The sequence below is a fragment of the Ornithinimicrobium tianjinense genome (genome assembly GCF_014636495.1).
In the GTDB taxonomy this organism is placed as follows: domain Bacteria; phylum Actinomycetota; class Actinomycetes; order Actinomycetales; family Dermatophilaceae; genus Ornithinicoccus; species Ornithinicoccus tianjinensis.
On sequence record NZ_BMEM01000002.1, the window covers coordinates 396,189 to 417,319 of the forward strand.

Sequence of the window (21,131 nt, forward strand, 5' to 3'; positions counted from 1 at the left end):
AGGGTAGGTGATCAGCCTGCGGCGGCCAGCAGGGTGCTCTGGTCGTCGAAGACGTAGACGCCGCCGTTGTAGCAGGCCACCCAGACGGTGTTGGTCACCGGGTCGTAGTCGATGCCGATCGGGACCGCGTCGACGTTGACCTTGTCGATCACCTCCATGTCCGAGGTGCGGATCTTGGAGACCGTCGCCTCGTCGTAGTTGACGACGTAGAGCGCCTTCTCGTCCGGGGACATCGCCATGCTGCGCGGCTCGAGCCCGGGGTTGACCTCGTCGAGGATCTCCATGGTCCTGGCGTCGAGCTTGTAGATGACGTCGGAGCGGGCCACGACGAGATAGAGGAGGGAGCCGTCGGCGGTGAGGTTGAGGTGCCGCGGACCCGGCGGGGTCTCCATGACGACCTCGCTCGTCATCTCCTCCAGGTCGAGGCGCCAGACCTGCTGGTTCCACATGGCGGTCACGATGGCGGTCCGGTTGTCCGGCATGACCACGATGCCGCGGGGGTTGCGGCCGACGTCGAGGGTGCCGGTCTCCTTGCCGGTCGCGATGTCGACGACGGAGACGGTGTAGTCGCACCAGTTGCTCACGAGGAGCGTGGACTGGTCCGGCGTGATCTCGAGGTACTTCGGCACCGCGCCCACCGTGATCACCTGGTCCCAGGCCATCTCCTCGGCGTCGAACCGGTAGACCGTCGAGGCGCCGACGCCGCTGTCCTTGAAGCAGTCGTCGAAGCCCTCGACGCCGAAGTTCTCGCCGTACATCGAGTAGTTGGAGACGTAGGCGTAGCGGCCGTCGGCGGTCCAGGTCGCCTCGACCGGAGAGCCCTGCGAGATCCCGGGATGCCCCTCGATCCCGAAGTCGCTGAGGTCGACCGCGTCGTCCAGGCGGGTCAGCACCTCGCGGCTGCGGCTGTCCCAGACCGAGGAGGTGTGGCTGTACATCATGTTGTTGCTGATCATCAGCCCGTGCCCGGAGGAGACGATCGACTTGGGCGTCCCCTCGGTGATGTAGTCGACCTGGGTCAGCGCGGTGAGGTCGCTGGCGTGCTCGAGCGGCGCAGGCTGCTGCTGCCAGACCGCGGCCTCCTCGGCCTGGGTCGTGGCCGCCGCGTCATCGGCCGCGCTCCCGTCCGAGGCCGACGGCGCCGTGTCGCCGGGTGGGGCGACGACCGCCCCGGGGTCCTGACCGGCGTCCTTGCCGGCGGCGATGTCAGCCAGGGCCCTGCCCGCACCGCCCTGTCCCAGGGTGAGGGAGAGGAGAGCGACCACGAGCAGGGCGGCGAGCACCCCGAGCCCGCCGAAGACCACGCGTCGGCGCCTGACGTACGTGCTCTCCTTGCGCACGAGCAGCCGGCGGCGGGCCCGCGTCATCCCCTCGTCCGAGCCCCACCGGTCGTCCGACCGCACGGAGTACTCGTCGTAGCCGGGTTCGCCGTCCGTGGCCCAGGAGCGGTAGGACTCCGTCGCGTCCAGGTCGCGGCCGTCACTGCGCCCCATACGGAGCCACCACCACTTCCACCCGCTGGAACTCCTTGAGCTCGGTGTAGCCCGTCGTCGCCATCGCCCGGCGCAGGGCTCCCGTCATGTTGGTGGTGCCGTCCGCCCCCGTGGCCGGCCCGACGAGAATCTCGGCCAGCGTGCCGACGGTGCCGACGTCCACGCGCTCCCCGCGCGGCAGCTCGGGGTGGTGCGCCTCGGAGCCCCAGTGGAAGCCCTGGCCCGGCGCCTCCTTCGCCCGGGCCAGCGCGGCACCGAGCATGATGGCGTCGGCGCCGCACGCGATGGCCTTGACGATCTCCCCGGACACGCTGGCCCCGCCGTCGGCGATGACGTGGACGTAGCGACCACCGGACTCGTCGAGGTAGTCACGGCGCGCGGCGGCCACGTCGGCGATGGCCGTCGCCGCCGGGGCGTGGATGCCCAGCGTGGTGCGGGTGCGGTGGGCCGAGCCCCCGCCGAAGCCGACGAGGACCCCAGCCGCGCCGGTGCGCATCAGGTGCAGCGCCGCGGTGTAGGTGGACGCCCCGCCCACGATGACCGGGACGTCGAGCTCGTAGATGAACCGCTTGAGGTTGAGCGGCTCCGCGCGGGAGGAGACGTGCTCGGCGGACACGGTGGTGCCGCGGATGACGAACAGGTCGACACCCGCGTCGACGACGACCTTCCAGAACTGCTGGGTGCGCTGCGGCGAGAGGGCACCGGCGACGGTCACACCAGCCTCGCGCACCTCCCGCAGGCGACGGGTGATCAGGTCGGGGCGCACGGGCGCGGCATACAGCTCACGCATCCGCGCGGTGGTGCGCTCGGCAGGGAGCGTGGCGATCTCCTCCAGCGCGGGACCTGGGTCCTCGTAGCGCGTCCACAGACCCTCGAGGTCGAGCACGCCGAGACCGCCCAGCCGACCCACCTCGATCGCCGTCTGCGGTGACATCACCGAGTCCATCGGGGCCGCCAGCACGGGCAGCTCGAAGTGGTAGGCGTCGATCTGCCAGGAGATGGACACCTCCTCGGGGTCGCGGGTCCGCCGGGAGGGGACGACCGCGATGTCGTCGAAGGTGTAGGCCCGGCGGCCGCGCTTGCCACGGCCGATCTCGATCTCGCTCACCCGGACAGGCTACCCAGCGTGAGCCCCGGATCCCGACACACACTCCGAGGAGCGGCACCCTTGCCAGATAGGTGACACATCACGCATACTAGGACCGTGAGCACCCAGACCGCGCCCTCGCGTATGCCGATCCTCTACCTCTCGCACGGTGCCCCGCCCCTGGCGGACGACGCCGTGTGGACCGAGCAGCTGGCCCGCTGGTCGGCCGACCTGCCCACCCCGACCAACATCCTCATGGTGTCGGCGCACTGGGAGAACGCTCCACTGTCGCTCTCCGCGACCACCACGGCCCAGCCGCTGGTCTACGACTTCTGGGGGTTCCCCCAGAAGTACTACACCGTGACGTATGACGCCCCGCTCGCCCCCGAGCTGGCCGACGACGTCGAGGGTCTGGTCAGTGACCTCGTGCACGGCGGGGTCCACCGCGACGAGACCCGTGGCCTCGACCACGGCGCCTACGTGCCGCTCGTCGAGATGTTCCCGGACGCGGACATCCCCGTGCTGCAGATGTCGATGCCGACGCTCGACCCCCGTCAGCTCTTCGAGCTCGGTCGCCGGCTCGCGCCGCTGCGCGACCAGGGGACGCTGATCGTCGGGTCCGGCTTCACCACGCACAACCTGGCCTGGTTCAACCCGCGCAACGACTCCGCGGCGCCGCCGCCCACCCCCTCGGCGGAGTTCGACCACTGGGCCGCCGAGGCGCTGGCCCGGGGCGACGTGGACGCCGTCCTGGACTTCGAGCACCGCGCGCCGGCCGCCCGGCAGGCTCACCCGCGCACCGAGCACTGGGCGCCGCTCTACCTTGCGCTCGGTGCCGCCGAGGCCTCCGGCGGGGTCGAGGCCGACACGGCGATCGACGGCTTCTGGTACGGCCTGTCCAAGCGCTCCTGGCAGTTCGCGTAGGCCCGCGCCGGGCCGCCGCACGCACGACGCCCCTCGACCCGGCCGGGTCGAGGGGCGTCGTCCGTCTGCGTCAGTGCGAGGCGTAGTTGGGCGCCTCGGCGGTCATCTCGATGTCGTGCGGGTGCGACTCCTGGAGGCTGGCCTGCGTGATGCGCACGAACTGGCCCTTCTCCTGCAGCTCGGGCACGGTCCGGGCGCCGACGTAGAACATCGCCTGCCGCAGGCCGCCCGCCATCTGGTGCACGACGGCCGCGGCCGCGCCGCGGTAGGCGACCTTGCCCTCGACACCCTCGGGCACCAGCTGGTCGTCGCTGGTGACCTCCGCCTGGAAGTAGCGGTCCTTGGAGAAGGACTTCTTGCCGCGCGAGCTCATCGCGCCCAGGGAGCCCATCCCGCGGTAGCTCTTGTACTGCTTGCCGTTGACGAAGATCAGCTCTCCCGGGCTCTCCTCGCAGCCGGCGAGCATGGAGCCCATCATCACCGACTCGGCCCCGGCGACCAGAGCCTTGGCGATGTCTCCGGAGTACTTCATCCCGCCGTCGGCGATGACCGGCACGCCTGACTCCCGGGCGGCCATGGCCGCCTCGTGGACCGCCGTGAGCTGCGGGACCCCGACGCCCGTCACGACACGGGTGGTGCAGATCGCCCCCGGGCCGACGCCCACCTTGACGGCGTCCGCGCCGGCCTCGACGAACGCGCGCGCACCCGCCCCCGTCGCGACGTTGCCGCCGACGACCTGGACGTGCCGGGTGGCGGGGTCGGCCTTGAGCCGCTGCACCATCTCGATCAGCATGCGCACGTGGCCGTGGGCGGTGTCGGCGACCAGCACGTCGACCCCGGCGTCGATGAGCGTCGTGGCCCGCTCCCAGGCGTCACCGAAGTAGCCGATGGCCGCCCCGACGAGCAGCCGACCTTCCCCGTCCTTGCTGGCCCTCGGGAACTGCTCGGACTTCACGAAGTCCTTGACCGTGATGAGGCCTGCCAACCGCCCCTCGGCGTCGACGAGCGGGAGCCGCTCCCGCTTGTGCGCCCGCAGGATGGCCGTGGCGTCCTCCCGGCTGACGTCGGAGGGCGCCGTCACCAGCGGCATCGGCGTCATGACGTCCCGGACGAGGGTGCGCTCCCACTCGGCGACGGGGGTGAAGCGCAGGTCGCGGTTGGTGCAGATCCCGAGCAGGTGGCCTCCCTCGTCCACGACCGGCAGACCGGACACGCGGTACTGCCCGCAGATGCGGTCGAGGTCCTCCAGCGACGCGTCCGGACCGATGGTGATCGGGTTGGTGATGCGCCCTGTCTGGGTGCGCTTGACGAGGTCGACCTGGTAGGCCTGGTCCTCGATCGAGAGGTTGCGGTGCAGGATGCCGATGCCGCCCTGACGCGCCATGGCGATCGCCATCCGGGCCTCGGTGACCGTGTCCATGGCCGCCGAGACCAGCGGCAGCCGGAGGCTGATCTCCCGGGTCAGTCGGCTGGTCGTGTCGATCTCGTCCGGGGTGAGGTCGGTCTCGCCGGGCAGCAGGAGGACGTCGTCGTAGGTCAGGCCCATCCTGGCGAAGGCGGGCGGCAGGGGTGCGTTCTCGTCAGCCGGGGTCATAGGCACCCCATTCTAGTGCTGCTGACAGACAGCCCCCGCCGCTACGGCGACCCGACCGCAGGAGGCGGGTCCTCCGTCTCCGCGGGAGGCTCCGGGACCGCCGGAGGCGCGGGATCCGCCGGAGGCTCTGCGTCCGCCGGAGGCGCTGGCTCCTCCGCCGCGGGAGGTGCGGGGTCCGCCGGCGGCTCTGTGGCCGTCGGAGGCGCGGGCTGCGCAGGGTCTGACGGGGGCACCACGACCGGCGGCTCGGCGTCCGCCGGCGGCGAGGTCTCCGCCGGCGGGTCGGTGGCCGGGCCCGCCTCGCAGGGCGGCCCGGTCTCCACCGGCGGCCCCGCGGGCGGGGCCATGTCGTCACGGGGCCCGGACCTGGGCGGCTCGCCAGGGGCGGCCGCGCACGGCGTGTTCGCGGGGCGGGTGGCCGGGGGTTCGGGCTGGTCCACCGGCGACGGACGGCCGGGGCGCTCGACGCCCTTGCCTCCGCGCTCGCCAGACTGGCGCACCGCCTCGGCCCGCCCTCCGGTGCGGCCGTGCGAGGCGCCGACGGCCCGGCCCGGGCGGTCCGCCCCTCCCTTCGCTACCTCGTCACCGGCGCGGTCGCCGAGACCCGGTGGCGGGCTGAGCCAGGACTGCGGCGGCACCAGCGGGCGGCCGTGAGCGGGCGGTGCCCCGTCGCCGGGTGCCCTGGGCAGGCCCAGCGCTGCACCCTGTCCGGCACCGGGCGCGCGGGGCGGTGCGAGCTCGTCGCGGTGGACCGCGCTGCCGGCACGAGGTCTGGCGGCGCCCGGCGCCACCGCGATCGGCGCGTCTGCCGTCGGCGCGTCTGCCGTCGGCGCGTCGGCCGTCGGCGCGTCTGCCGTCGCGGGAGTCGACAGCGAGGAGAGGTCGACGGCCAGGGGTGCCGAGCCGTCGACGGGCGCACTGACCGGCCCGCCGCCACCCGTGGCGTCCACGCGTGGCGGCGAGACGGGCACGCCGACATCGACGGGCGCGTCGAGCATCGGCACGGCATCGACGAGGACCGTCCCGAGGCCGCTGAGCACCGGCACCTGGCCTCCGCTGAGCGCGGCCGCCACCGAGGACCCGGCCAGAGCCATCGCCGTGAGAAGGCTGCCTCCGACGGCGCGACGCACCACGCGGTGCCGACCGCCTCGCCTGACGGTCGCAGGTGCCAGCGGCGTCACGGGGGCCAGGCGCCGAGCGCCAGCCCTGGCAGGTCGGATCACGCCCGAGGACGTCGCCGTGTCGATCGCCGTGGTCCAGTCAGCCAGAGCGGCGAGGAGCGGGTCGTCCGACCCGCCCGCCGGGTGCCGCCGGGCGCCGAGGTCGTCGAGCACGCGTGCGGTGCGCTCGAGCTCCGCGTGGTCCAGCCGGCGGACGCTCATCGCGGGCTCCCCTCGGCCCAGCGCCGTCGCAGCTCGCGGAGAGCCCGCATCTGGGTGACGCGCACTGACACCGCGGTCATCCCCAGGGCGTCGGCGGTCTCCTGAGCCGACATGCCGACCGCGACCCGCAGGACGAGGACCTCCCGCTGCCGGGGCGGGAGCGACTCCATCAGGACCCACGCCCGGGACGCCTCGTCGCGGGCGACCACGTCGTGCTCGTGGCTGTCGACCGGCTCGTCGAAGAGGTCCGAGGCGGCGTGGTCGACCGTGACCGGCCCATGCGCGAACGCCCGTTGGGCGTCGGCCACCTTGCGGGCAGCGATGCGATAGACGAAGGCCTCGAACGGCAGGCCACGTTCCTCGTAGCGGGGCAGGGCCCGCAGGACGCCGAGGCAGACCTCCTGGGCCACGTCGTCGCTGACTTCGATCGCGGACGGGTAGGTGCCCAGCCGGGCCCGGGCGTAGCGGTGGGCGATGCGGTGCACCTGCACGAGCAGCTCGCTGGACGCGCGCTCCTCCCCCTGCCGGGCGGCGGGGACGAGGGCGCGCAGCTCCTGGACCCCGGCAGCACCGATCGGTGCCTCGAGCTGGACAAGCGACACTGACAGTCCCTTCCCGCGGATCCGCCCCTGCCAGGCGGCTTCCGCTTAGCATGACACAGGACGTCGCGTGTGCCATGGCCCAGCGGGGGCGGGTTCTCGCACCGACGTCTCCGAACTACACTGAACGTGCCTGTCGAGAGGAGTACTCCGAGGTGGCAGACGCCGTCAATCAACCAGGACCGGTCGCCGAGCTGTGGGAGTGGCAGTACCAGGGGGCCTGCAGGACCGCGAGCCCCGAGGTCTTTTTTCACCCCGAGGGAGAGCGCGGTCCCGCGCGCCGTCGGCGTGACGAGCGCGCCAAGCAGGTCTGCGCGACCTGCCCCGTGCTCCTCGAGTGCCGCACCCAGGCGCTCGAGGCCAGAGAGCCCTACGGCGTGTGGGGAGGGATGACCGAGGACGAGCGTCAGGCCTACCACGACGCCGTCGACGCGGGTGAGACCCCGGTCCTCCCGGAGATCACCGCTCGCCCCGCGACCTCTCCACTCACCACCCCCGAGGCGTCCTAGCGATCGCCACGGACAGCCCATGACGCGGTCGGCCCCCGCACCCTGACCGGGTGCGGGGGCCGACCGCGTCACTGCGTGGGTCAGTGCGAGTGGCCGTGACCGTGGCCGTCCTCGTCCTCGTCCTCCGGCTTGTCCACGACGAGCGTGTCGGTGGTCAGCACCATGGAGGCGATCGAGGCCGCGTTGCGCAGCGCCGAGCGCGTCACCTTCACCGGGTCGATGACGCCGGCGGCGACGAGATCGCCATACTCACCGGTCGCGGCGTTGAGGCCCTGGCCGACAGGGAGCTCGGCGACCTTGGCGGTCGCCACGTAGCCCTGGAGGCCGGCGTTCTCGGCGATCCACCGCAGCGGCTCGACGACGGCGCGACGCACGACCTGCGCGCCGACGGCCTCGTCACCGGAGAGCTCGAGAGCGTCCACGGCCGGCGCCGCGTGCACGAGGGCGGAGCCGCCACCCGCGACGATGCCCTCCTCGATCGCGGCGCGCGTCGCGGAGACGGCGTCCTCGATGCGGTGCTTCTTCTCCTTGAGCTCGACCTCGGTGTGGGCACCGACCTTGATGACGCAGACGCCACCGGCCAGCTTGGCGATCCGCTCCTGGAGCTTCTCGCGGTCCCAGTCGCTGTCCGTGGCGGCGGCCTCGGCCTGGAGCTGGGCGACGCGGTCCGCGACGACCTGGGCGTCACCGGCACCCTCGACGATGGTCGTGGAGTCCTTGGTGGTCACGACGCGGCGAGCCGAGCCGAGCACCTCGAGGCCGACCTGGTCGAGCTTGAGACCGACCTCCTCCGCGACGACCTGGCCGCCGGTGAGGATGGCCATGTCCTGCAGCATCGCCTTGCGGCGGTCGCCGAAGCCGGGCGCCTTGACCGCGACGGCGTTGAAGGTGCCACGGATCTTGTTGACGACGAGCGTCGACAGCGCCTCGCCCTCGACGTCCTCGGCGATGATCAGCAGCGGCTTGCCGGCGCCGACGACCTTCTCCAGCAGCGGGAGGAGATCGGCGACCGAGGAGATCTTGCCCTGGTGGAGCAGCACGAGGGCGTCCTCCAGGACCCCCTCCATGCGCTCGGTGTCGGTGACGAAGTAGGGCGAGAGGTAGCCCTTGTCGAACTGCATACCCTCGGTGAACTGCAGCTCCATCGCGGTGGTCGAGGACTCCTCGACGGTGATGACGCCGTCCTTGCCGACCTTGTCGAAGGCGTCGGCGATCAGCTCGCCGATCTCCTTGTCCTGGGCCGACAGGCTCGCCACCTGGGCGATCTCGTCGCGGCCCTGGAGCTCACGGGCGGTCTCCAGGAGGCGGTCGTTGATCGCGGCCACGGCCGCGTCGATGCCCCGCTTGAGCCCGGACGGGGCCGCACCGGCGGCCACGTTGCGCAGACCCTCCTTGACGAGCGCCTGGGCGAGGACCGTCGCGGTCGTCGTCCCGTCGCCGGCGACGTCGTTGGTCTTGGTCGCCACCTCCTTGGCGAGCTGGGCGCCGAGGTTCTCGTACGGGTCCTCCAGCTCGACCTCACGGGCGATGGTGACACCGTCGTTGGTGATCGTGGGGGCGCCCCACTTCTTGTCCAGGACGACGTTGCGGCCCTTCGGGCCGAGCGTCACCTTGACGGCGTTGGCCAGGGCGTCGACGCCCCGCTCGAGGGCCTTGCGACCCTCGTCGTTGAACTTCAGCTGCTTCGCCATCGGCGGTCAGCTCCTTTCGGTATGACGTGTGCACGCACCCACGCCCCGCCCACCTCGGCGTCGGCCGGGCGCGCGGGGCGTGGGTCAGGCTGGGATGTCAGCGGTCAGCCGACGAAGGACGGTGACTCAGCCGACGATGGCGAGGACGTCGCGCGCCGAGAGGATCAGGTACTCGGTGCCGCCGTGCTTGACCTCGGTGCCGCCGTACTTGCTGTAGAGGACGCGGTCGCCGACCTTGACGTCCATGGGCACGCGCTCGTCGCCGTCCTCGTTCCAGCGGCCCGGGCCGACGGCCAGGACCTCGCCCTCCTGGGGCTTCTCCTTGGCGGTGTCCGGGATGACGAGGCCGGACGCGGTGGTCTGCTCGGCCTCGACGGTCTTGACGACGATGCGGTCCTCGAGGGGCTTGATGGAAACCGACACGGTTACCCTTCCCTTTCGTTCTGCCGGGCGGCCTGACGGCCCCGGCGTGGTGGTGTGAGATGGTGCTCAGGACTCGTCCTCCACCAGGTGGGCCGCCGTCGCGGGGGTCAGCCTGCCGGTGGACGACTGGCACTTGCGTGCCGAGAGTGCTAAGTGGAAATCTAGGCCGGTCTTAGCACTCGGTCAAGCCGAGTGCCAGTGACGGACGGCACAGCCGTGAGGACCACGACGCCGGCCCTCCGCTCAGAGCGCCCACTCCAGCGGCTGCAGGATGCGCTCGGCCGCGCGGTAGTGCCACGGACGACCCTGCCACTCCTCCATGGTCATCTCCCGGCAGCGCTGCAGGTCGCGCCGGAAGATCTCCTCCATGTGCGCCGCCTGCGTGTCGTCCACGAGCTCGAGGTTGATCTCGTAGTTGCCGACCAGCGAGAGCCGGTCGATGTTGGCGGTGCCGATCGTGGCCCAGACCCCGTCGATGGTGGCGGTCTTGGCGTGCACCATCACGTCCTGGTAGAGGAAGATCCGCACACCTCCCGCGAGCAGGTCGTGCCAGTAGTAGCGAGCGACGACGTCCGCCAGGATGTGGTTGGAGCGCTCCGGCATGATCACCCGCACGTCGACCCCGCGGGCGGCCACCTTGAGCAGGGTGTCGAGGATCTCCCGGTCCGGGATGAAGTAGCCCTGCGTGATCCAGACGCGGTCGGTCGCGCGGTCGATGGCCTCCAGGTAGAGCGCCCGCACCGGGTAGACGAGCCGGCTGGGCTCGTTGCGGGCCGCGCGGATCGCGGCGTTCCAGTGGGGCGACCCCGAGTCGGGCAGCTCGGGCAGCTCGGCCCGCCGGTGGCGGTTCCAGAAGTCCACGAACGCGTTCTGCAGCTCCCACACGGACGGCCCCTCGAGCTGCACGTGGGTGTCGCGCCAGTGCGTGGCGTACAGCGACCCGATGTTGTAGCCCCCGACGAAGCCCACCCGTCCGTCCACGACGAGGATCTTGCGGTGGTCCCGGCCGCTGCGGCGGAAGTCGATGATCGGCAGGCCGGAGCGCACCACCGGGAAGCGCAGCACGTGGACCGGGTCGGGGAAGCGGATGAACTCCCTCGGCACGACGAGGTTGGCGAAGCCGTCGTAGACGACGCAGACCAGCACCCCCCGCTCGGCCGCCCGCACGACCGCTTCCTTGAACGCCTGACCGGTCTCGTCGCCCTTCCAGATGTAGGACGCGAGGTAGATGAACTCCTCGGCCGAGTCGATGGCGGCCAGCATGTCGTCGTACAGGTCCTGGCCGTAGGTGTAGGTCGTGGTGACGTCGTCGCCCACCCTGGCGCGCAGCGGGGGGTCCGCCGGAGCCGTGGGCTCGTCGGTGCGGCGCCGCTTGCGGACGGCGTCGCCGGCCATCAGCCCGACCGCCACGGTCAGCTGGGCAGCGACACCGAGACCGGCCCCCCGCACGGCATACCTCCGCACGCGGCGGAGCAGTCCGCGATCCCGGCTGGTCAGCGTGAGGCGCATGACGGTCAATCTACCCAGCGACAATGGACCGGTGACCGACGACGACCCCGCACCGCCCGGCCCCGGCGGCACCGCCGCGCTGATGGCCCGGCTCGCCGCCCCCGAGGGACGGGCGCTGCTGGCCTCCCTCCCCCGGTATGACGAGGGTCAGGTCATCGCGCTGTCCGCCCGGTTGCGTGCCGAGGGCGTGGACCCGGCCCTGGTGTCGGCGGCGCTCACGCAGTCCCGGCTGCGGGCGCGCGCCCGTGACCGGCTCGGGCCGCTGGCCGACACCCTGCTCCTCACGACGGACGGCCTCGAGCAGGCGACGCGCACAGCCGTTGCGGAGCGGCACGCGCAGAGGTTCGTCGAGGCGGGCGTGCAGCACGTCTGGGACCTGGGCAGCGGGCTGGGTCTGGACGCCCTGGCGCTCGCCCGGGCCGGGCTCGCGGTGACCGCCGTCGAACGCGACGAGACCGTGGCCGTCGCCGCAGCGGCCAACCTCGCGCCGTACCCGCGGGCGAGGGTCGTGCAGGCGGACGCCACCACGGTCGAGGTGCCCCCGGGCGACGGAGCCTGGCTCGACCCCGCGCGCCGCCGGCCCGGCGTCGCCGACGCGCGCGGCCGCACCCGTCGCCTCTTCCGGCTCAGCGAGCTCACGCCCAGCTGGGAGCACGTCCGGGCGGTCGGTCGCACGGCCCGCGCGACCGGGGCCAAGCTCTCCCCCGGCTTCTCGGCCGCCGACCTGCCCACCGGCGCCGAGGCCGAGTGGGTCTCGGTGGACGGCGAGGTCGTCGAGTGCGTGGTGTGGTGGGGCGGCGCCGTGCGACGACCGGGCGTGAGCGCCGTCGTCGGGGCGGGCGGATCATGGGTCACCGTGCGACCGGCTGCCGCCCCGCCGGAGCCGCTGACCGCACAGGACCAGGTCGGGCCGTGGCTGGCCGAGCCCGACCGGGCCGTCCTTGCGGCGGGGCTGGCCCCGTCCTGCGCGGAGGCCGTCGGCGGTCGTGAGCTGGACGCGGACGTCGGCTACGTCAGCGCGCCGGCGCCGGTCGCCCTGCCCTGGGTGCGGTGGTTCGCGGTGGACGAGGTGCTGCCCCTGCACGCCAAGGTGGTGCGCGCCTGGCTCCGGGAGCGCGGCATCGCGCGGGTCACGCTGAAGAAGCGCGGCGTGCCCACCGACCCGGACCGTTTCCGTGCCGACCTGCGGCTGCGCGGCGGCCGGGGAGCGGCGGAGGCCACGCTCGTGCTGACCAGGGTCGCGGGGACGCCCTCCGCGATCGTCGTCAGGCCCGCGGCGCCAGGGCGGTGAAGCGCTCGACGTCGGCGATGCGGCCCGAGAGGACCAGCTCGTCGCCCCGGTGCACCACGGTCTCGGGCACGGCATACGTGAACGGCTCGCCCGGCCGCTTGACCCCGACGACCGTGATGGTGTGCTTCCTGCGGACGGCCGACTCGGACAGCGGACGATCCCACGTCTCCTCGGGCGCGTAGCACCGGGCGATCGCGAACTCGTCCTCGAACTCCAGGTAGTCCGAGAGCCCGCCCGTGACCATGTGACCCACCCGCTGACCCATGACGTGCTCGGGGTAGATCACATGGGTCGCCCCGATGCTCGTGAGGATCTTGCCGTGCTTGCGGCTGATGGCCTTGGCGTAGATCGTGTCGACCCCCGCCTCCGCCAGCGTGATGACCGACAGGACGCTCGCCTCGATGTCCGAGCCGATGGCGACCACGGCCCGGGTCAGGTCGCCTGCGCCCAGCTGACGCATCGCCTCCCCGTCGGTGGCGTCGGCCCGGACCGTGTGGGTGAACTCGTCGGCGTACTCCTGGACGCGGGCCTCGTCGGTGTCGACCGCGAGCACCTCGACGCCCTGGCGGACGAGCGACTCGCACACGGCGCTGCCGAAGCGACCCAGGCCGACGACGAGGACGGGATCGGTGCTCGCCGCGCGGGCCTGCTTGCTGAACCTAGCCAACAATGGGTCTCTCCTCCGGGAGTCGGTAGTGCCGGTGACGGGTGTTGAGGGCGATGGCGCTGGCGACCGTGATGGTGCCGACGCGCCCCAGGAACATCAGGACCATGAGGAGGACCTGCCCGGCCGCCGGCAGCTGGGCGGTGATGCCGGTCGACAGGCCGACCGTCGCGAAGGCCGAGATCACCTCGAAGCCCAGGTCCAACGACGGGATGTCGGTGAGCATCATGAGCACCAGCGTCGAACCGATGACCAGGCCCACCGCGAGGAGGGCGACCGTCAGGGCCTGCCGCTGGACCGGCGCGGCGACCCTGCGCTGGCCGATGACGACATCGGGTTCACCGCGCACCTCGGCCCAGATCACCGCGGCGAGCAGGAGGAAGGTCGTCACCTTCACACCACCTGCCGTGCCGGCGCTCCCGCCCCCGATGAACATCAGCACCATGGTGATCGCCTCCGTCTCCTCGGTGACGTGGGCGTAGTCGACCGCGTTGAAGCCGGCCGTGCGGGGGAAGACGCCACCCGCGAGCGCCCCGACCGCCTGCTGGGCCGGCGGGAGGTGGGCCAGCGTGCCCCCGGCCGCCCCCTCGAAGAACCAGAACGCCAGGATGCCCAGCACGAACAGGGTCGAGGTGCCCCACACCGTGAGGCGGGTGTGCACGCTCCACCGTCGGGCGGGCGCTCCGGACAGCAGCTCGCGCAGGACCGGGAAGCCCAGGCCGCCGAGGATCAGCGCCAGGCAGAGAGGACCGATGATCCAGAGGTCGCCCACGAAGCCGATGACGTTGTCGGTGTAGAGCGCGAAGCCGGCGTTGTTGAACGACGACACGGCGTGGAACAGACCGTGCCAGACCGCCGTCCCCCAGCCCATCCCGTAACCCAGGGCGAAGCGCAGGGTCAGCAGCACCGCGATGAACGCCTCGATGGTGAGCGCGAGACCGACGATCCGCAGGACCACCCTGCGCACGTCACCCAGGTCCAGGCTGTGCGAGTCAGCCTGCGCGGCCAGGGAGGTCCGCAGCCCGAGCCGGCCGCGGACGGTGAGGGCGAGCAGCGTCGCCAGCGTCATCACGCCGATCCCGCCGACCTGGATGAGCCCCATGATGACCACCTGGCCGAAGGGCGACCAGTAGGTCGCGGTGTCGACCGTGATGAGCCCGGTCACGCAGGTCGCGGAGACGGTGGTGAAGGCGGCGACGAGCAGGTCGGCGGGTGCGCCCTCGGCGCGCGAGACGGGCAGGAGGAGCAGGACCGTGCCCACCACCATCTGCAGGAGGAAGCCGAGGCTCACCAGCCGCGCAGGGTGGCTCAGGACGCGTCGCACGAGCGGCAATGATCCGCGCCCGGAGCGCGGCGCGCAACCGGCGCTCAGCTGCTGACCTGCTCCACGGGCTGGCTGGAGTCGGCGGGCAGGTCCAGGCGGGAGGCCTGGCGGCCCTTGCTGACCATCTGGGCGCCAAGCGCCGCGACCATCGCCCCGTTGTCGGTGCAGAGACCCGGGCGCGGCACCCGCAGCCGGATGCCGTGGGCGTCACAGCGCTCCTGGGCGAGCGCCCGCAGCCGGCTGTTCGCCGCGACGCCACCGCCGATCAGCAGGTCGTCCACCCCGTGCTCCCGACACGCAGCCACCGCCTTGCGGGTCAGCACGTCGACGACGGCCTCCTGGAAGCTCGCCGCGACGTCTGCCACCGGCACCGGCTCCCCCGCCGCCTCGCGCGCCTGGACCCAGCGGGCGACCGCGGTCTTCAGCCCGGAGAAGGAGTAGTCGAAGCGGTGCCGCTCCAGGTCACGCCCGCTCGTCAGACCGCGCGGGAAGTCGATCGCGACCCGGTCTCCCTCGCGCGCCACCCGGTCGACGTGAGGACCGCCAGGAAAGGGCAGCCCGAGCAGCCGGGCGACCTTGTCGAAGGCCTCCCCGGCCGCGTCGTCGATCGTCGACCCCAGGCTGCGGATGTCGTGGGTGACGTCGGGGACGAGCAGCAGGTTGGAGTGCCCGCCGCTCACGAGCAGACCCATCGTCGGCTCGGGCAGGGGGCCGTGCTCGACGATGTCCACCGCGACGTGGGCCGCCAGGTGGTTGACGCCGTAGATCGGCACCCCCAGGCCCACCGCGAGCGCCTTGGCCGCCGCCACGCCGACGAGCAGCGCGCCGGCCAGGCCGGGACCGGCCGTCACCGAGATCGCGTCGAGGTCCTCGAGACGGACCCCGGCGTCCCGGCAGGCCCGCTCGACGGTGGGCACCATCGCCTCCAGGTGGGCGCGGCTGGCGACCTCCGGCACGACACCCCCGAACCGGGCGTGCTCGTCGACGCTGCTGGCCACGGCGTCGACGAGCAACGTCTGGCCGCGCACGATCCCGACGCCGGTCTCGTCGCAGCTGGTCTCGATCCCCAGGACCAGGGGTTGCTCGCTCACGACAGCTCCTTGCGCATGATCAGGGCGTCCACGGACGGGCCTCCGTCCGCGGACCGGTAGTAGCCGGACCGGGTGTGCACCACCGCGTAGCCTCGGGACCCGTAGAGCCCACGCGCCGGACCGTTGTCCGCGCGGACCTCGAGCATGACGGCGGCGGCTCCCGCCGCCCTGGCGCGGGTATGCAGCTCCTCCAGCAGGTGCGCGCCGAGCCCGGTGCCGCGTCGGTCGGGGTGGACCGTCACCGTCATCACGTCCGCGACGTCCCCGGCCAGGTCAAGCCCTGCATAGCCCACGACGCGGTGCTCGTCGATCGCGACGACGTAGCTGCGTCGCGGCCGCGCCGCGTGCTCGGCCCAGAAGGTGGCCGGGGGCCAGGCGTCGGCCGGGAAGGACCGCGCCTCGATCTCGGCCATCGGTGCCAGGTCCCGCCAGTCGGCGTCCCGCAGCCTCATCGGGTCGGCCCGGCCGGCACGTTGGCCACCGCGTCCGGGCGGCGCAGGTAGAGCGGCTCCGGGGCCAGGAGCCCGCGGTCCGGACCGGCGTGGGCGTCGGGATGGTCCCCGGAGCGCAGGGCGACGGCGAGGTCGGCCAGGGCCACGGGGTCGACGTCGCGGGGAGCGTCCGGGACGGCCCGGGGCAGCGCCTCGGCATACAGCTGGGCACCTCGCCCGACCACGGGGAGCGAGCGGACCTCCTCGGGGAGGTCCTGCGCGCGGGCGACGGCAGGCCCGGTGACCCGCCGCGCCGCCGAGCCGTCAAGGTGGTAGGTGGCCCAGTAGACCTCCTTGCGCCGTGCGTCGGTCGCGACGAGCAGCGGACCGACGTGCCGGCCGACGAGGTCATGGGCGAGCGCGTCCAGCGAGCAGATCCCGCGGGGCGTGGGCAGTCCGAGGGCGTGCGCCAGGACCAGTGCGGTCACGACGCCGACCCGCAGACCGGTGAACGGCCCGGGACCGGTGCCGCAGACGATCTCCGCCAGCTCCCGCCGGTCGACACCGGCGTCCTGCAGGACCTGCTGGACCGCCGGGGCGAGCAGCTCCCCGTGCCGTCGGGCGTCCTCGTGCCGCACGGCGGCCAGCACCGAGGTCCCGTCGTGGACGGCGGCGCCGATGACGGTCGTGGAGGTGTCGATGGCGAGCAGCACCCGCCCAGATTACGCCGCCGGGCCTCGCGCCGCCGCGAGCGCCCGCAGCGCGGCCGCCTCGCCTGTCGAGAGCGTGCCCCGGCGCTCGAGGTGGCGCACGAGGGCTCCGACGACGGCGGGGTCGTACTCGTGGGGCGTGCTGCGCAGCAGCCTGACCACCGCGTCGACCGGTCGCGCCGAGGCGAGGTGGTCGTCGTAGGCGGACGCCACGCGCACCACCCGCGAGGCCAGCGGCACGTCCCCCCGCACGACGGCCCGGTGGTGGGGGATGCCCACGTCGGCGACGGTGGGAGCGAGCCGGGACAGCTCCGCGGTCCTCGCCAGGATCGCGGCGCCGGCCGTCGCCACCCGCCGCTGGTCCACCGCGGAGACCTCGGTGGTCGCGCCGTCCGGGATGGGGCGGCGCAGCCCCACTTGACCCACGTCGTGCAGGAGGGCGGCCGTCTCGACGTCGGCGAGGTCCGCGTCCTCCACCCCCACCTCCCGGGCCACGGGCACGGCCAACCGCGCGACCCGCGCCGCGTGGCCGCTCGAGGTCAGCCCCGCCTGGTCGGTGAGCCGAGCCAGGGCGAAGATCGTCTGCCGCTGGGCCGCGCGGATCTGGCGCTGTCGGCCGACCGCGGGGAGCAGGACCATGAGCGGGACGAGCACGAGGACGAAGGACACCGGCCCCAGCACCTGGACCGCGAGCGCGGTGACGACACCGGTCGTCGCCGCGGCCGCCGCCAGGAGGCCGTGCCGGCGCAGCTCGGCGCCGGTCACCGACCAGAAGGGCTCCTGGTCGAGCCTGGCGCGGGCCAGGGCCCTGACCAGCAGCGGCGCCGCCACGGCCGCCGCCGCCGCCAGGAGGAGGAGCAACGCCACAAAGCCCCGCTGCGCCCCGGGCGCGCTGCTCGCGTAGTCGTGCAACGTCCGCCCGGTGGGGAGCGGGACCCGCACCAGCACGCCCGTGACGAGGGCGGTCAGGGCGGAGCGGAGCAGCTCCCCGGGCACCGACCGGAGCGGACCACGGACGAGGGCGACCACCAGCGTGGCCAGGACCGCCAGGAGCAGGGGACCGACGAGACCCACGTAGGGACCGAGCACGAGCCACCCTTGTCCCCCGGCCTCCGGCTGGCGGGCAGGCACGGGCCAGGACGTCGAGATGACGAGCGCGACGATGGTGGCCTGGGCCAGAGGAGCCTCGCGGGACAGTCCCGGCTCCGGCACCCGCCAGGCCTCCCCCAGCAGGAGGGTGACGAAGGCGACGAGCGCGACAGCGAGCGTCATGGGCTGCGCACCCCCTCGGGCTGCCACGCCGCGAAGGCGTCGCTCACGGACGGGTGGTCGTGGTCCGGCATCCCGTCCGGTGCCACCGACGCGGGAGCCAGCTGGTCCCGGAGGCCGATCGTGACCGGCCCCGGGACGCTGCTGGCCAGCACGACCTGGGGCAGCACCGCCGCGAGGGCATCGACGATCTCCGGGTCCAGGTGGCTGCCGGCGCGCTCACGCAGCAGCTCGACAGCGGCGGCGGGCTCGAGGCCCCCGGGGACGCCCGTGAGCGCGTCGAAGGCGTCCGCGACGGCGATCACGCGGGCCGTCAGCGGGATCTCCTCACCGCTGAGCCCCGACGGGAAGCCCAGACCGTCCCAGCGCTCGTGGTGGTGGGCGATCCCCGGCAGCGCCCCGGTGAGGAAGTCCAGCCCGGCCAGCACCCGGGCCCCGGCCTCGGGGTGGACGCTGAGAGCCGTGAGGTAGGCCACCTCGTCACGAGCCGGGTCCTCGGCCAGCTGGTGCCGCGTGGTGACCAGGCCGATGTCGTGCAGGAGGGCGGCGTAGCGCAGGTCCTGGGCCTCGCGGGCGTCGAAGCCCAGGTGGGGCGCCAGCAGGTCCGCGAGCTCGGCCACCCGCGCGCTGTGGCCCACGGAGCCGGGGTCGGCCTCCTCGAGAGCGGCCACGAACGTGACGACGGTCTCCTCGTGCTCCCGTCGGGCCAGCGCCTCCCGGCCCATCGACCAGTGCGCCGCGACGAGGGGCCCGAGGACGAACAGAGCACTCAGCGCCCCCAGCCCCGCCGGACCCCACAGCACGGCGAAGAGGAACGCGATGACCACGTGGGACACGTAGGCCAGCCCCAGTCTGCGCACGGCCTGCCACGCCGTGGTGACGACCCGGGTGCCGCGCACGAGACGCGACATCACGGCATACAGGAAGGCGTTGGCGACGAACATGGCGACGTAGGCGGCCAGGAGCGGGGCCCCCACCCCCACGAGGAGCCGGAGCGCCCCGCCCGTGGCGTCCTCGACCCGCTGTCCACCCAGGACCAGGTAGACCACCGCCCCCAGCGCCGCCACGCACGCGGTCATGCTGACGTTGAAGGCCCTCGTCTGCGCCCGCTGCGGGCGCAGGTCGAGCGCGTAGGAGACCAGACCGACGACCACGGCGCCCACGCCGACGAGCGGCAGCGCTGCGGCCAGGACCACGGTGGCCAGCGAGACACCCAGGTGCGGTCCCAGGTCGCGCTCACGCAGGTTGACGCCGACGCTGCCCAGGACCACGAGGATCATCACGACGCCCGGCTCCGCACCGTCGTCAGGCTCCAGGCGCAGCCCCCACCAGACCAGGACGGCCGCCGCCGCCGCCAGGCAGAGGACGTAGACCCAGACACGCGCAGACGCGGGGCCCGCGCCGGTGTGGCGCAGACCCCGCGTCGGGCGGTGCTGAGGCGTCAGTCCTCCCAGGAGATGATCTGGATCTCGCTGACGAGGTCGAGGAAACCGGAGCTGAGGAGGTCGAGCAGGAGCTGGAGCACGGGAAGGTCCTTTCGTGATGCTGCGTCCGAGGAGGACGTCGACCAGCAGGGATCTCGCCTGGTCTTCCGTCCAATCTGGCACAGCCGATCGTCGGCGACCAGAGCTGTGCCGCAGACTTGAACAAGTCTTTACCATTGCTGTGACGCGCATCACAGCCCAGTGGGAGCCGGTCGGGCCTGTGTGCGATGATAGAGCGTTGCGACCCCTGGCCGATCCCGGGCCCGTCGCAGACCCACGACCCCAGACCCACGACCCCAGCACGAGGAGGCACTCATGAGCAAGCGCGCACGCAAGCGTCGTGACCGCAAGAAGAAGGGCGCGAACCACGGGCGCAAGCCCAACGCCTGAGACCGGTCCGACCGGACGTCACGAGGCCCGGTCCACCCCAGGGGTGGGCCGGGCCTCGTGCTGCCTGGTGGCCTGCGTCGTCCTAGCCGGGCTGGCCCCACGTCACCCGGGTGGCGGTGATCCGGGTCAGGATCTGGGTGCGCAGCTCGGCCGGCGCCTGCTCGCAGGCGCAGGCCCGGCGGACGAGGGCCTTGATGAGGAGGTCGCGCTCGTACTCGGCCAGGCAGGAGCCGCACTCCTCGAGGTGGGTCCTGATCCGGTCACCGTCGAGGGGACCGAGCTCGTGGTCGACGTACTCGAAGAGCCGCAGGACGACGTCTGCGCAGTCCGCGGCCCGGTCCTCGTGCTGGCTCATGACCGGCCCTCCTCGGCGGAGATGACGCCGCGCTCGACGGCGTAGTCGGTGAGCAGCTCGCGCAGCTGCTTGCGCCCCCGGTGGAGCCGGGACATGACGGTGCCGATCGGCGTGCTCATGATCTCGGCGATCTCCTTGTAGGAGAAGCCCTCCACGTCCGCGAGATAGACGGCGAGCCGGAAGTCCTCGCCGATCGAGGCCAGCGCCTCCTTCACGTCGCTGTCGGGAAGGTGGTCCAGCGCCTCGGTCTCGGCCGAGCGCAGCCCGGAGGAGTGGTGGGAGGCCGCGCGGGCCAGCTGGTAGTCCTCGATCTCGGCGGCGTCGGACTCCAGCGGCTGGCGCTGCTTCTTGCGGTAGGTGTTGATGTAGCTGTTGGTCAGGATGCGGTACATCCAGGCCTTGAGGTTGGTGCCCGGACGGTACTGGTGGAAGGCGGCGAAGGCCTTGGCGTAGGTCTCCTGGACCAGGTCCTCGGCGTCCGTGGGGTTGCGCGTCGTGCGGAGAGCGGCGCTGTACATCTGGTCCAGCAGCGGCATCGCCTCACGCTCGAAGCGCGCCGCGCGCTCCTCCGGGGTCTCGGTCGCCACGTCCACAGCGGCGTCCGCGAGCGCGGCGGCGCGGGCCTCTGTGTCGTCGGTCAAGGGCTGGGGGTCGTTCTGCATCGTCGTCCAGCCTAGACCGTGCGGTGCGACCAGCGCGCTCGCGCCAGCCCTCTCCCCGGGCGTCACTGCGGTGATCAGCACGCGTTCCTCCTGCGATGTTCGGGATCATGCGGGCAACGCCTCGCGGGCGGCCTCTCATTCCCGGCGACCGCCAGGTGCGACGATGGGGCGGTGACCGCACGCCACCGCCCCGCGCCCCGCACGCTGCGCCCGCTCACCCAGCCGGCGCGCCTGCAGAACGTCCTCTAC

21 protein-coding genes are annotated in these 21,131 nt (G+C 72.9%); 4 read left to right on the forward strand and 17 right to left on the reverse strand.

Going from position 1 to position 21,131, the window contains the following annotated elements; genetic code table 11:
• Positions 1-11: 11 nt before the first annotated feature.
• Both IEV65_RS09725 and IEV65_RS09730 read right to left on the reverse strand, forming a co-directional pair.
• The gene (locus IEV65_RS09725; RefSeq protein ID WP_229735123.1) at positions 12-1,493 is read right to left on the reverse strand and encodes a beta-propeller fold lactonase family protein; all 1,482 of its coding nucleotides are present in this window, start codon (positions 1,491-1,493) and stop codon (positions 12-14) included.
• Complete coding sequence (locus tag IEV65_RS09730; RefSeq protein WP_188430241.1) at positions 1,480-2,601, reverse strand: GuaB3 family IMP dehydrogenase-related protein; 1,122 nt, start codon at positions 2,599-2,601, stop codon at positions 1,480-1,482. Before IEV65_RS09730 ends, IEV65_RS09725 begins: the two co-directional genes overlap by 14 nt.
• A gap of 123 nt (positions 2,602-2,724) precedes the next feature.
• On the opposite strand from IEV65_RS09730, the gene IEV65_RS09735 reads away from it, so the two are divergent.
• Entirely contained in the window at positions 2,725-3,504 is a 780-nt protein-coding gene (locus tag IEV65_RS09735) for a dioxygenase family protein (RefSeq protein WP_188430335.1), read from the forward strand.
• A gap of 70 nt (positions 3,505-3,574) precedes the next feature.
• Here IEV65_RS09735 and guaB read toward each other — a convergent pair whose 3' ends face one another.
• Genes guaB through IEV65_RS09750 form a run of 3 tightly spaced genes read right to left on the reverse strand, consistent with a single transcriptional unit; the run spans position 3,575 to position 7,082 of the window.
• Positions 3,575-5,098, reverse strand: a complete 1,524-nt coding sequence (guaB, locus tag IEV65_RS09740) for an IMP dehydrogenase (RefSeq protein ID WP_229735124.1) — start codon at positions 5,096-5,098, stop codon at positions 3,575-3,577.
• A gap of 41 nt (positions 5,099-5,139) precedes the next feature.
• Positions 5,140-6,480, reverse strand: coding sequence for a hypothetical protein (locus IEV65_RS09745; RefSeq protein ID WP_188430243.1), 1,341 nt, complete (start codon positions 6,478-6,480; stop codon positions 5,140-5,142).
• Positions 6,477-7,082: a sigma-70 family RNA polymerase sigma factor gene (locus IEV65_RS09750; RefSeq protein ID WP_229735126.1), complete on the reverse strand. Its 606-nt coding sequence runs from the start codon at positions 7,080-7,082 to the stop codon at positions 6,477-6,479. The genes IEV65_RS09745 and IEV65_RS09750 overlap by 4 nt, the downstream gene beginning before the upstream one ends.
• A gap of 152 nt (positions 7,083-7,234) precedes the next feature.
• Between IEV65_RS09750 and IEV65_RS09755 the strand changes: the two genes are divergently transcribed.
• The gene (locus IEV65_RS09755) at positions 7,235-7,588 is read left to right on the forward strand and encodes a WhiB family transcriptional regulator (RefSeq protein WP_229735127.1); all 354 of its coding nucleotides are present in this window, start codon (positions 7,235-7,237) and stop codon (positions 7,586-7,588) included.
• Positions 7,589-7,668: 80 nt separating this feature from the next.
• Here the strand turns inward: IEV65_RS09755 and groL are convergent, their stop codons facing one another.
• The 3 genes from groL to IEV65_RS09770 all read right to left on the reverse strand — a co-directional run bounded on the left by groL (position 7,669) and on the right by IEV65_RS09770 (position 11,211).
• Positions 7,669-9,279: a chaperonin GroEL gene (gene groL / locus IEV65_RS09760; protein WP_188430247.1), complete on the reverse strand. Its 1,611-nt coding sequence runs from the start codon at positions 9,277-9,279 to the stop codon at positions 7,669-7,671.
• A gap of 126 nt (positions 9,280-9,405) precedes the next feature.
• Complete coding sequence (gene groES / locus IEV65_RS09765; RefSeq protein ID WP_188430249.1) at positions 9,406-9,702, reverse strand: co-chaperone GroES; 297 nt, start codon at positions 9,700-9,702, stop codon at positions 9,406-9,408.
• Between the two features lie 243 nt (positions 9,703-9,945).
• Positions 9,946-11,211: a phospholipase D-like domain-containing protein gene (locus IEV65_RS09770; protein ID WP_188430251.1), complete on the reverse strand. Its 1,266-nt coding sequence runs from the start codon at positions 11,209-11,211 to the stop codon at positions 9,946-9,948.
• Positions 11,212-11,242: 31 nt separating this feature from the next.
• On the opposite strand from IEV65_RS09770, the gene IEV65_RS09775 reads away from it, so the two are divergent.
• Positions 11,243-12,502, forward strand: coding sequence for a class I SAM-dependent methyltransferase (locus IEV65_RS09775; RefSeq protein ID WP_229735128.1), 1,260 nt, complete (start codon positions 11,243-11,245; stop codon positions 12,500-12,502).
• Here the strand turns inward: IEV65_RS09775 and IEV65_RS09780 are convergent.
• Genes IEV65_RS09780 through IEV65_RS09810 form a run of 7 tightly spaced genes read right to left on the reverse strand, consistent with a single transcriptional unit; the run spans position 12,477 to position 19,271 of the window.
• A complete protein-coding gene (locus tag IEV65_RS09780) occupies positions 12,477-13,169 on the reverse strand; it encodes a potassium channel family protein (RefSeq protein ID WP_188430255.1) in 693 nt (230 codons plus the stop codon). The genes IEV65_RS09775 and IEV65_RS09780 overlap by 26 nt on opposite strands.
• Complete coding sequence (locus IEV65_RS09785) at positions 13,162-14,490, reverse strand: TrkH family potassium uptake protein (protein WP_229735129.1); 1,329 nt, start codon at positions 14,488-14,490, stop codon at positions 13,162-13,164. The genes IEV65_RS09780 and IEV65_RS09785 overlap by 8 nt, the downstream gene beginning before the upstream one ends.
• A gap of 44 nt (positions 14,491-14,534) precedes the next feature.
• Positions 14,535-15,581, reverse strand: a complete 1,047-nt coding sequence (tsaD, locus tag IEV65_RS09790; protein ID WP_188430256.1) for a tRNA (adenosine(37)-N6)-threonylcarbamoyltransferase complex transferase subunit TsaD — start codon at positions 15,579-15,581, stop codon at positions 14,535-14,537.
• A complete protein-coding gene (gene rimI / locus IEV65_RS09795) occupies positions 15,578-15,994 on the reverse strand; it encodes a ribosomal protein S18-alanine N-acetyltransferase (protein WP_229735130.1) in 417 nt (138 codons plus the stop codon). The genes tsaD and rimI overlap by 4 nt, the downstream gene beginning before the upstream one ends.
• A gap of 35 nt (positions 15,995-16,029) precedes the next feature.
• A complete protein-coding gene (tsaB, locus tag IEV65_RS09800; protein ID WP_188430260.1) occupies positions 16,030-16,725 on the reverse strand; it encodes a tRNA (adenosine(37)-N6)-threonylcarbamoyltransferase complex dimerization subunit type 1 TsaB in 696 nt (231 codons plus the stop codon).
• A 9-nt stretch (positions 16,726-16,734) separates the two neighbouring features.
• On the reverse strand, positions 16,735-17,994 hold the full coding sequence (locus tag IEV65_RS09805; RefSeq protein WP_188430262.1) for an HD-GYP domain-containing protein: 1,260 nt from the start codon (positions 17,992-17,994) through the stop codon (positions 16,735-16,737).
• Positions 17,991-19,271 (reverse strand): HD-GYP domain-containing protein, encoded by a 1,281-nt coding sequence (locus IEV65_RS09810; protein ID WP_229735146.1) that lies wholly within the window; start codon positions 19,269-19,271, stop codon positions 17,991-17,993. Before IEV65_RS09810 ends, IEV65_RS09805 begins: the two co-directional genes overlap by 4 nt.
• Before the next feature lie 519 nt (positions 19,272-19,790).
• Between IEV65_RS09810 and IEV65_RS15975 the strand changes: the two genes are divergently transcribed.
• Positions 19,791-19,865: a 50S ribosomal protein bL37 gene (locus IEV65_RS15975; RefSeq protein WP_369299113.1), complete on the forward strand. Its 75-nt coding sequence runs from the start codon at positions 19,791-19,793 to the stop codon at positions 19,863-19,865.
• Between the two features lie 82 nt (positions 19,866-19,947).
• Here IEV65_RS15975 and rsrA read toward each other — a convergent pair whose 3' ends face one another.
• Positions 19,948-20,220 carry a mycothiol system anti-sigma-R factor gene (gene rsrA / locus IEV65_RS09815; protein WP_188430266.1) on the reverse strand — a complete coding sequence of 91 codons (273 nt, stop codon included), beginning with the start codon at positions 20,218-20,220 and terminating at the stop codon, positions 19,948-19,950.
• The gene (locus IEV65_RS09820) at positions 20,217-20,882 is read right to left on the reverse strand and encodes a sigma-70 family RNA polymerase sigma factor (protein ID WP_188430268.1); all 666 of its coding nucleotides are present in this window, start codon (positions 20,880-20,882) and stop codon (positions 20,217-20,219) included. Before IEV65_RS09820 ends, rsrA begins: the two co-directional genes overlap by 4 nt.
• Between the last annotated feature and the right edge of the window lie 249 nt (positions 20,883-21,131).